This is a genomic window from Halochromatium sp. NSM3, from assembly GCF_059621085.1.
On record NZ_JCAQIA010000005.1, the window covers coordinates 133,023 to 142,038 of the forward strand.

Annotated in this window: 12 protein-coding genes and 1 pseudogene; 1 reads left to right on the forward strand and 12 read right to left on the reverse strand. The window is 53.9% G+C overall.

Features of this window, described 5'->3' with window-relative positions:
- Positions 1–42: 42 nt before the first annotated feature.
- The 10 genes and pseudogenes from AC54T3_RS03855 to AC54T3_RS03900 all read right to left on the reverse strand — a co-directional run bounded on the left by AC54T3_RS03855 (position 43) and on the right by AC54T3_RS03900 (position 4,518).
- Complete coding sequence (locus AC54T3_RS03855) at positions 43–246, reverse strand: type II toxin-antitoxin system Phd/YefM family antitoxin (protein WP_496622489.1); 204 nt, start codon at positions 244–246, stop codon at positions 43–45.
- A 3-nt stretch (positions 247–249) separates the two neighbouring features.
- Positions 250–462, reverse strand: a complete 213-nt coding sequence (locus tag AC54T3_RS03860) for a type II toxin-antitoxin system RelE family toxin (RefSeq protein ID WP_496622491.1) — start codon at positions 460–462, stop codon at positions 250–252.
- Positions 463–686: 224 nt separating this feature from the next.
- Entirely contained in the window at positions 687–929 is a 243-nt protein-coding gene (locus tag AC54T3_RS03865; protein ID WP_496622493.1) for a DUF2442 domain-containing protein, read from the reverse strand.
- A 4-nt stretch (positions 930–933) separates the two neighbouring features.
- Entirely contained in the window at positions 934–1,203 is a 270-nt protein-coding gene (dhiT, locus tag AC54T3_RS03870) for a type II toxin-antitoxin system toxin DhiT (RefSeq protein WP_496622495.1), read from the reverse strand.
- 133 nt (positions 1,204–1,336) lie between these two features.
- Positions 1,337–1,738, reverse strand: a complete 402-nt coding sequence (gene vapC / locus AC54T3_RS03875) for a type II toxin-antitoxin system tRNA(fMet)-specific endonuclease VapC (RefSeq protein ID WP_496622497.1) — start codon at positions 1,736–1,738, stop codon at positions 1,337–1,339.
- A complete protein-coding gene (gene vapB / locus AC54T3_RS03880) occupies positions 1,738–1,968 on the reverse strand; it encodes a type II toxin-antitoxin system VapB family antitoxin (protein WP_496622499.1) in 231 nt (76 codons plus the stop codon). The genes vapC and vapB overlap by 1 nt, the downstream gene beginning before the upstream one ends.
- 193 nt (positions 1,969–2,161) lie before the next feature.
- Positions 2,162–2,557 (reverse strand): abortive infection family protein, encoded by a 396-nt coding sequence (locus AC54T3_RS03885; RefSeq protein WP_496622501.1) that lies wholly within the window; start codon positions 2,555–2,557, stop codon positions 2,162–2,164.
- A 3-nt stretch (positions 2,558–2,560) separates the two neighbouring features.
- Positions 2,561–3,019, reverse strand: a complete 459-nt coding sequence (locus AC54T3_RS03890; protein ID WP_496622502.1) for a hypothetical protein — start codon at positions 3,017–3,019, stop codon at positions 2,561–2,563.
- Positions 3,020–3,130: 111 nt separating this feature from the next.
- Positions 3,131–3,565: a hypothetical protein gene (locus AC54T3_RS03895; RefSeq protein ID WP_496622504.1), complete on the reverse strand. Its 435-nt coding sequence runs from the start codon at positions 3,563–3,565 to the stop codon at positions 3,131–3,133.
- A gap of 11 nt (positions 3,566–3,576) precedes the next feature.
- Positions 3,577–4,518: pseudogene (locus tag AC54T3_RS03900) on the reverse strand (ParA family protein).
- Between the two features lie 605 nt (positions 4,519–5,123).
- Here AC54T3_RS03900 and AC54T3_RS03905 point away from each other — a divergent pair.
- Entirely contained in the window at positions 5,124–5,873 is a 750-nt protein-coding gene (locus AC54T3_RS03905; protein WP_496622505.1) for an integron integrase, read from the forward strand.
- 56 nt (positions 5,874–5,929) lie between these two features.
- Here the strand turns inward: AC54T3_RS03905 and nuoN are convergent, their stop codons facing one another.
- The gene (gene nuoN / locus AC54T3_RS03910) at positions 5,930–7,381 is read right to left on the reverse strand and encodes an NADH-quinone oxidoreductase subunit NuoN (RefSeq protein ID WP_496622506.1); all 1,452 of its coding nucleotides are present in this window, start codon (positions 7,379–7,381) and stop codon (positions 5,930–5,932) included.
- Between the two features lie 12 nt (positions 7,382–7,393).
- The gene (locus AC54T3_RS03915; protein ID WP_496622508.1) at positions 7,394–8,953 is read right to left on the reverse strand and encodes an NADH-quinone oxidoreductase subunit M; all 1,560 of its coding nucleotides are present in this window, start codon (positions 8,951–8,953) and stop codon (positions 7,394–7,396) included.
- Positions 8,954–9,016: the final 63 nt, after the last annotated feature.

The following is a 9,016-nucleotide window of genomic DNA, read 5'->3' on the forward strand; positions in this document are numbered from 1 at the left end:
AACCAACGACGCCGGTCGCGCTGGGTCGGCTTGAGCGGCTGGTTAGCCGTTATCTAGGCCAAATCGATTGACGACATCGGCCAAAGGTGTGGCGGTTGTTGTCGCTTCAGCTTGCTTGGCGCTACGCAGGTCCTGTAAATCTTGATAATCCTCCAGAACTTCTGCGAGCGCGCGAAACTCTTCAATAGGAAGGACTACGTACTCTTCGGAGCCGTCTTGTCCTATGAACTGTGGATGCAAGTTCATCGATTACCTCTTTGCGTAAACGTGTTTTCGATGCATTACGCGGTACACAACGATTGCAGATTCTTCGACCTCAAACAGAACGCGGTAGTTGCCAACGCGAAGACGGTACCGGCTGAAGCTTGACGTTAGCTGAGGACAAACCGTGCCTGGAGTATATTTCGATTCTCGCCACCTTCCCGAACCTACTAATGAATACGTCGTCTGGGTCGACGTCATGGGAATCCAGTCCGCAATGGGCCGATCACTCTCGATCGCCGGAAATTTCGTCTTTAAGTTGCACGTTGCGATCCTCGAGTCATTGCGCGCCGGAGTGTCCTCCTACCCGGTCATGGATGGCGCGTACCTCTCTTCCGCCAGCAAGGAAGACACCATCAAAGTTTTAAGCGGAATTTTCTGTCGCGTTGCGCGCGCGCCATTGGCGCGTCGGCTGGAAGCGCATGTTAGGCCTGTTGTTTTTGTGAATCCAAATACAGCGTATCAGGGCAAATGTCTTGTTCATGAGGCCACACAACAGTACCATCAACTACTTTTGCTAGATCAAAATATCTTTTATCTTTTAATTCCTTAAATACACCAAAATCAAGTAATTTAGAACAATCATATATTCCTTTCTCACCATTTGTAAATTCTAGGAGCAACTTATAATCATTGGACGCCACAGCGCTTTTTATCCTTGGGTTCATGTCGTTATCTCAGTGGATCAATTTTATACGGTTGCTCGCCTGAAACTGCCAGATCCCAATCAGCCATTAATTCTTCTTTATGTATTTCAATCCACGCCTGAACTAGTTTCATTTTTGATGAAGGGATGCTTCCTTCTAAAACATTGCCTTCCGGTATCGATACTATAACCTCTTCACCCGAATACTTGACGTGAATATGCGGCAACTTGTGCTGTTTATTGTCCATGAAATACATGTAAATTATGATTCCATAGAAAGCTGATATTGACGGCATTTTTTATCTCTCTATTTGTGCCTAACACCGGTGTTCAGCGGCATTTGAGGCGATGCCTGCTTTTGCGTCAGCAAAAGTGGGCAGCGGGTCAAATGTCCGTTGCAACACATTGTTGGGCGACAACTCCACCGAACTAGCCGACCCAATTCTCAACGCGAAGTCCTGGTACTCGTGAGAACTCTGAGACGTTGTTCGTAACCACGATCAGCCCGAGTGAGCGGGCGTGACCAGCAATCATTTGATCATACGGGCCAATGGGCGTACCCGCTTTTGCGAGCTCGGCTCGGATTTGGCCTGTATGCGCTGCTGCGGAAGAATCGAAGTCTTTGATCTCGAGCCGAGCTAGGAAACCCTCAACATCATTTAGGTTTCGAGCAACGGCAGCCGATTTTTCAGCCCCATAGATAAGCTCCATCTGCGTGATGGTAGAAACGCACATTTGCCCATCACGCTCGATGAAGGTCTTGCGCACAGCATCTGGACGATTCTTGATCGTGTAGATACAAATGTTGGTATCTAGCAGGAACTTGAGCACTAGAAACCTTCCCTCTCTTGATCTTTCGGTTGATCTCGGGATTGCATGAAATCAGCCGTCACACCTTCCGAGGAGAACCAGCTATCCCAAGATTCTCCTGCCGGTGAGATGAGACGGGATCTACCCATTGGCACGATGTCAACTTGTTTCACTGACTCTGGAAGCGCGACAGCCTTCGGCAGACGTACGGCCTGACTGGTGTTGCTCTTAAAAACGCCACCTCTTTCCATCTGACACCTCACGGATATACCTAGAACATATCCACTATACTCCGAGCTGTGGATATGTCAACCGTATATCCATGCCGCCAGACTACCCCAAGCTGTTGCTTTTGTCGCCCAACGTTAAGCCTCACCCGACCCTGTGTAGCGTAGCGCGTTAGCGCGCAGCGAAACAGGGGTCGGGTGTAGGCGCTTGTTGGGCCTATATTGACCTTTCAAGATGAGTTTCAAACAGAAATGTACAGAGAGTGGCGGAAGCGCCTACCGCCAACCGCGCGTGCCTAGAACTAAGACCCTTCACGCTGCCTCCCTTGCCGTGACCGGTACCGTATAGATTTCGCAATTCACCGAGACCTTGAGCGACATTCCCAAGGTTACTTAATAACCTGCGGATTGACTCTGCACCCTTGGCGGAATTTGGAATGGACTCTGGTATTAGACCCAATGCTTTTCTCGATTCTTTTACCAAGCTCCCGATTTCTAAATCTTCGGCGAATTGAATATTTCTTTGTTCTAATATGGTTTTGCAGACTGATTCAACTAATTCTTTTGCAGTGCCGATTGCCAAGCCGGGATCATCTTCTACGGCAGCTTGCATTCTTTAGATTTGACGGTGCAACTCAGGAAGATCAAATTGATTGACCGTATCTGTTATGTGATCTAGCCCGTGGTGCTTGCCAACTGGATTAAGCTTCCCATCTTTGTACTCAAAACCATCTCGTTCTATCCACTTCTTAAGCGCTTTGAAGTTCTTTGCAGCCCACTCAAAATTTCCGTGTGTGGAAAACCCGTACGATTTTTCTGACTCGTCTTCGAGCTTCACCAGAATATTTTCGTAAACCGTTAATATCTTCCTGACATCCGACCATTTTTTCCAATTAACCGCATGATAATACTTTTCAACAAGGCAGCGCCTTTGGCCGCTTTCAGACGGCTCATAGTCTTCGTCAAATGGCACGTCTGCAGAATCAAACTCCATCTCAATTTCGCGCAAAGTCGTTCCCACAAAATATTCCCGGAGTTCGACGCGGGTTTTCTTGCTAATTAGGTCCGCCATCATTGCTGTTCTTTAATGCCCAACGTTATGAATAAGCCGACCCAAAAAGCGCGCCGCAATAAACAAAGAAATCTCGAGCCGAACTCGACGCGCGCTTTTTGGGGTCGGCTTGATTCACTCGTTAGGTCTTTCAGAACGCCTCGCCATGGTTTGATCAATGCGTGCTCGGTCAAAATGCGTCTTGATAGCATGAATAGAACTCGCGCGCGCCTGACGGGCAGTCAAATCTATACCTACCTTAGATGCAAAATACCGTAAAGAAGCCATATTCGGAAAAAGGGTCTCGGACTTCAAACGCTCCTCAATTTCCGAGATTGACAAGGAATCCAACTGCGCGAATAAGTCGTCGACTCCAGAAAGTATTTCTGGCTTTAGCTCTTGGGGAGATTTCGCGGTTGTCTCTGCACCAACGCCCGCTCTCTCTTGTTCTGAGTCCCTTTTCTTCAACCTTTTAATGTCCCGCACAATCTCATCGATACTGCAGCCCGGGTATAATTGCAGGATTGCGCGCAGACCGCGCAACGCATCTTGAATATCTTCGGATATCATGTCTGGGTTCGTCATACGCGCTTGAGAAACTCTTGCGTAATTTGATCGAGAAGGTCGGCCTGCTTCTCTGCGTTCGCTCGTGCCTCAGGTATCTCTCCAAAGCTGAATACTGTGAGGTTCTTATCTGCGGCGCGAGTAATACCGTCGCCCAGTGTCACATATGCATCAAAAACCATGTTTGGATGACTGTTCGCTACTGATGTAATAGTGTTCTTGTGGCTCTTTTTCGGGCCTCCGTTCCTTTCGGTGACCATGTTAAAGATTATTCCCTTAAGTTCCGTATCTGAGTAATCTATTTCGCAGTCGGCATAGTTGATCATACTCCTGAAATTCTTGTTAAGTTTTTCCATTTCCTGTTTGATTAGCGAGATACCGACAGTTGACAAGAAATCTGGAATTGCTGGAATAAAGTACGCCTTGCTAGCAAAGAAAGCGTTCTGGGTGACTAGGTTAATATTCGGTGGGCAGTCCAAGATAACGTAATCATACTCCGAGGCTACCTGTTGAATGGCATTGTGAATTATGGACAGCTTGTCCAATTCGAACTGGGTTTCTTCTTGGTGTGTTGTTCCACTCTTTCTTTCGCGAGCTAGACGCATGTCGACCAGTACGAGCTCGTGGTGAGAAGGAAGAACATCGACGTTGCTCCATACCTGACCGGCGCTTGCGTTGATCGGTGTCTGGAGTATCGCCGAGGTAGTTTGAAAAGAGTTGCCATTGAAATAGGCGTCGAATATATCTTTGAGCGTTGCCTGGCTATTCTGGTATATGGCATTAACATATCCCTAGACACCAAGCGCCAAGTACGAAAGGTTGCATTGGGGGTCTAAATCAATGAGTAACACCCTTGGCCTATCTTCGTCCAGGCGCATAATGTTCACACCCAGATGCAAGGTTAAGGTAGATTTTCCAACTCCACCCTTCCAGTTGATCATGCTGACAACTTTTGGCATTTGGACTCCGTTTCGATAACTTCGTAGATGGCGGTAGGCTTTTCGGTTAGCGGGTTACGAGACCTAACAGTGTATTCATTTGCGTGCAAATTGAACCATTGATTTGCTTGCGCAGCGAACAGTGATCGCTTGCGCGCATACTGAAACATTCAGCTTGCAAGCAAGGATAAAGGTTCAATTTGCATAGCACACTCGTGGTGCTAGAATTCATAGGGAGCCTATCCGCAGAAATCTGAATATGTCAAGTGATTTCGATCGAAGAACTTGCCAAAGACGCGAAAACGGAACGCCGTCCCGATGGGACCAGTACCGGGATCTTCTGGTTGCCAAGCAAATTCCAGCGAAGGCGCAGCGCTGGTACGTTGCCCATGTGGAACGGTTCTTAGACGCACTGAAGCCGAGTTCACTGAAGCGACTGTCGTCGGACCAGATCACGGGCTATCTCCGGGAGATATCGAGCCAGGGCCGATGGCAGGACTGGCAGTTCCGCCAACTCGTCGATGCACTCCAACTGCTCCTTGTGGACCTCGCCCAGGTGAAGGCGGCACAGGTCGTGGATTGGGATTTTAGGCGTGAAGCGGGGGGTGGCACCGAGCACACAGAACGTGGCGCTGAATGCGCTGGTATTCTTCTTCCGCGAGGTACTCGACAGGCCGCTGGATGACCTCAAGTTCTCACATGCCCGGCGGCGCGATCGGCTGCCGGTGGTCTTGACACGCGACGAGGTCGAACGCGTCCTTGCATGTATGGAGGGAACCTACGGCTTGATCGGTGGCCTGCTCTATGGGACAGGCATGCGGGTGATGGAGGGGTTGCGCTTGCGAGTGGGCGATCTGGACTTCGGTCATGGCTCGATCCTGATACGCAACGGCAAGGGGAACAAGGATCGCGTCGTGCCATTGCCGAAACGCTATGCCGAGCAGCTCAAAGCGCATCTCCAGAACGTGGAGGCGCTTCATGCACAGGATCTGAAGGTCGGTGTGGGAGCGGTTTATCTGCCCCACGCATTAGCCCGTAAGCTCCCCAACGCACCGCAGGAATGGATTTGGCAGTATGTGTTCCCGAGCAGTCAGCTGTCGCGGGACCCGAGTTCGGGACAGATCCGACGCCACCATCTGCACGAGTCCTCGCTGGGACGGAAGATCCACCGGGCAGCAAGCCAAGCTGGGATCGCCAAGCGCATTACCAGCCATGTGCTGCGGCATTCGTTTGCGACCCACCTATTGGAGGCTGGTTACGACGTCCGTACAGTGCAGGAGCTGCTCGGACACGCGGACGTGTCAACCACCATGATCTACACGCATGCGCTGAACCGACCTGGAGCGCTTCCAGTGAAGAGCCCCGCAGATTTTTGAGCGAGACCGCGACCCGAACAGGCGATGGGGGGTTGCCGCTCAAGAACGGAATCGGCTCAGCCCGGAAACGCCTGCTGGCAGAGCGTGAACAGCGTTGCCGGATACATCCCCAGCAACAGGATCGCGGCACCGTTGAGGGTGATCGCCACCCGCGCGCGCGCGTTGGTTGTTACCGGCACCTCGTTGGTCGGCTTGTCGAAGTAGATCATCTTGACTACGCGCAGATAGTAGAAGGCGCCGATGATCGAGAACGCCACTGCGACGATCGCCAGCCACACCATGCCCTGAGCAATAATCGCCTCCAGCACCAGCAGCTTGGCGACGAAGCCGACCATCGGCGGCACACCGGCCATCGAGAACATCATCAGCGCCATCATCGCCGCCAGCCAGGGCGCGCGGTCCGACAGCCCCTTGAGATCATCGAGTTCCTGCACATCCTGGTCCTTGCTCGAGATCATCAACAGGACGCCGAAGGCACCCGCCGACATCAGCGCATAGACGACTGAGTAGAACATCGCCGAGGCGTAGCCCTGCTCGCTGCCGGCGAGCAGGCCGAGGAAGATGAAACCGACGTGCGAGATGGTCGAATAAGCGAGCATGCGCTTGATATTGGTCTGCGCGATGGCGACCACGTTGCCCAGCGACAGCGAGAGCACCGAGAGGATCACCAGGATATCGCCCCAGTCCGACTGCAGTCCGCCGAGCGCCTCGATCAGGATGCGCGCGGCCATCGCGAAGGCGGCGATCTTCGGCGCACTGGACAGGAACAGCACGATCGGCGTCGGCGCGCCCTGATAGACATCCGGCAGCCACATATGGAAAGGCACGGCACCGAACTTGAAGGCGATGCCAATCAGCGCGAACACCAGCCCAAAGACGAGGATCTTGTCGTTGACGCCTGCGCTGGCAACAGCAGCGGCGACATCGGCGAAGGCGAAGCCCCCCGAAGCACCGTAGAGCATCGAGATGCCGTACAGCAACATGCCCGAGCCAAGCGCACCGAGCACGAAATATTTCATTGCCGCCTCGGCACCCTGCTTAGAGTCACGATCGAAGGCAACCAACGCATAGAGACAGAGCGAGAGCAGTTCCAACCCCAGATACAGGGTCAGGAAGCCGTTCGCCGAGACCATGATCAGCATCCCAAGCACCGCGAACAGCAGCAGCACATGGTACTCGCCGACCCACATCTCGCGGTCGCGCATATAGTCCTTGGCGTAGATGAAGGTCAGCAGCGAGACGATAAGGATCGCGCCCTTGAGCAGATCGCTCATCGGGTCACGGATGAAGCTCTGGCTAAAGGCCTCGGTCGGCACCGAGCCGCCGACCACACCCACCGCCATCAGCGCCAGCACCAGGCCGATGATGGTCAGGTTATGGTTGCTCTGCTTTTGGTCGTCGCGGGTGTAGAGATCGGCGATCAACACGGTGCAGGCGGTCACCAGGATCACCAGCTCCGGCAGGATCGCGATCAGCGAAGAGGTCAGGGAGGGCGTAAGCGTCGTCATGACTGAGATCCGTTAGGGCTGAAGACCGGCGACTGGGACTGTGTCAACGGCATCGACCGTCGGTAGCTTGCTGACCTGCACCTGCTGGACCAGATGCACGATGGTCGGCTCCATCACCTCGATCAGCGGCTTCGGCCAGAGGCCGATGGCCAGCGTCGCGGCGGCGAGCACGCCGAGGTTCAGCGTCTCGCGGCGATTCAGGTCCTCGAGCTTGGCGACCTGCTCATTGCCGACCTCGCCGAAGATCACCCGTTTCACCAGCCAGAGGGTAAAGGCCGCCGCCAAAACCAGCGTGGTCGCGGCCAGGAAGGCGAACCAGAAGTCGGCTTGGAAGGCAGCGAGGATGACCATCAGTTCGCCGACAAAACCGGAGGTTCCCGGTAGACCAGCGTTGGCCATGGCGAAGAAGACGACGAAGGCGCCAAACCAAGGCATGCGGTTGATCACGCCCCCATAGGCCGAGATCTCGCGCGTATGCATGCGGTCGTAGAGCACGCCGACGCAGAGGAAGAGCGCCCCGGAGATGAACCCGTGCGAGATCATCTGCACCATGCCGCCCTCGATGCCCATCACCGCACCGGCGGTCTCGGCGCGTTGGAAGATCGCGAAGATGATGAAGAATCCCAGGGTCACGAAGCCCATGTGCGCGATCGACGAGTAGGCGATGAGCTTCTTCATATCCTGCTGCACCAGCGCGACCAGGCCGATGTAGATCACCGCGATCAACGACATGGCGATGATCAGCCAATCGAGCGTGGCGCTGGCGTCCGGTGTGATCGGCAGGCTGAAGCGCAGGAAGCCGTAACCGCCGATCTTCAGCATGATCGCGGCCAGGATCACCGAGCCGCCGGTCGGTGCCTCGACGTGCGCGTCCGGCAGCCAGGTGTGCACCGGAAACATCGGCACCTTGACCGCGAAGGCAAGCAAGAAGGCGATGAAGATTAGGATTTGCGCGCTCAGACCGAGCGGCGCGGCGTGGAAACCGAGGATGTCGAAACTGCCGGTCTGGAAGTACAGATAGATCAGCGCGACCAGCATGAACACCGAGCCGAAGAAGGTGTAGAGGAAGAACTTGATGGTCGCGTAGACCCGGTTCGGTCCGCCCCAGACCCCGATGATGATGAACATCGGGATCAGCATCGCCTCCCAGAAAAAGTAGAACAGGATCGCATCCAGCGCCGAGAAGACGCCAACCATGATGCCTTCCATGATCAGGAAGGCCGCCATGTAGTGCGAAGGCCGATAACTAATGACGTCCCAGCCGGCAATGATGACGAAGATGCCGATAAACGTGGTCAGCAGGATCAGCGGCATCGAGATACCGTCGATGCCGAGGTGGTATTCAACCCCGAGCGCGGGTAGCCAGGCCGAGCGTTCGACGAACTGCATCTCGGCCGTCGTCGCGTCGAAGCCGAACCAGAGCACCAGGCTGACCACGAAGGTCAGGACCGCATACACCAAGCCAATGCGCTTGGTGAGTTCGACATTCTGCTCACCACTGGCGATGACGACGATACCGCCAACGATCGGCAGCCAGATGACCAGCGAGAGCCAGGGAAATTCCAATAACATGCGCCGGGTCTCCCGCGTCTTAGAAGGTCACGAACAGGGTCAAGAGGACCACCAGGCCGAGGA

Bases quoted from the DNA above. Each gene is read 5' to 3' on its own strand.
- AC54T3_RS03855 (WP_496622489.1), bottom strand. From the start codon at position 246: ATGAACTTGCATCCACAGTTCATAGGACAAGACGGCTCCGAAGAGTAC.
- AC54T3_RS03860 (WP_496622491.1), bottom strand. From the start codon at position 462: ATGACGTCGACCCAGACGACGTATTCATTAGTAGGTTCGGGAAGGTGG.
- AC54T3_RS03865 (WP_496622493.1), bottom strand. From the start codon at position 929: ATGAACCCAAGGATAAAAAGCGCTGTGGCGTCCAATGATTATAAGTTG.
- dhiT (WP_496622495.1), bottom strand. From the start codon at position 1,203: ATGCCGTCAATATCAGCTTTCTATGGAATCATAATTTACATGTATTTC.
- vapB (WP_496622499.1), bottom strand. From the start codon at position 1,968: ATGGAAAGAGGTGGCGTTTTTAAGAGCAACACCAGTCAGGCCGTACGT.
- AC54T3_RS03885 (WP_496622501.1), bottom strand. From the start codon at position 2,557: ATGCAAGCTGCCGTAGAAGATGATCCCGGCTTGGCAATCGGCACTGCA.
- AC54T3_RS03890 (WP_496622502.1), bottom strand. From the start codon at position 3,019: ATGATGGCGGACCTAATTAGCAAGAAAACCCGCGTCGAACTCCGGGAA.
- AC54T3_RS03895 (WP_496622504.1), bottom strand. From the start codon at position 3,565: ATGATATCCGAAGATATTCAAGATGCGTTGCGCGGTCTGCGCGCAATC.
- nuoN (WP_496622506.1), bottom strand. From the start codon at position 7,381: ATGACGACGCTTACGCCCTCCCTGACCTCTTCGCTGATCGCGATCCTG.
- AC54T3_RS03915 (WP_496622508.1), bottom strand. From the start codon at position 8,953: ATGTTATTGGAATTTCCCTGGCTCTCGCTGGTCATCTGGCTGCCGATC.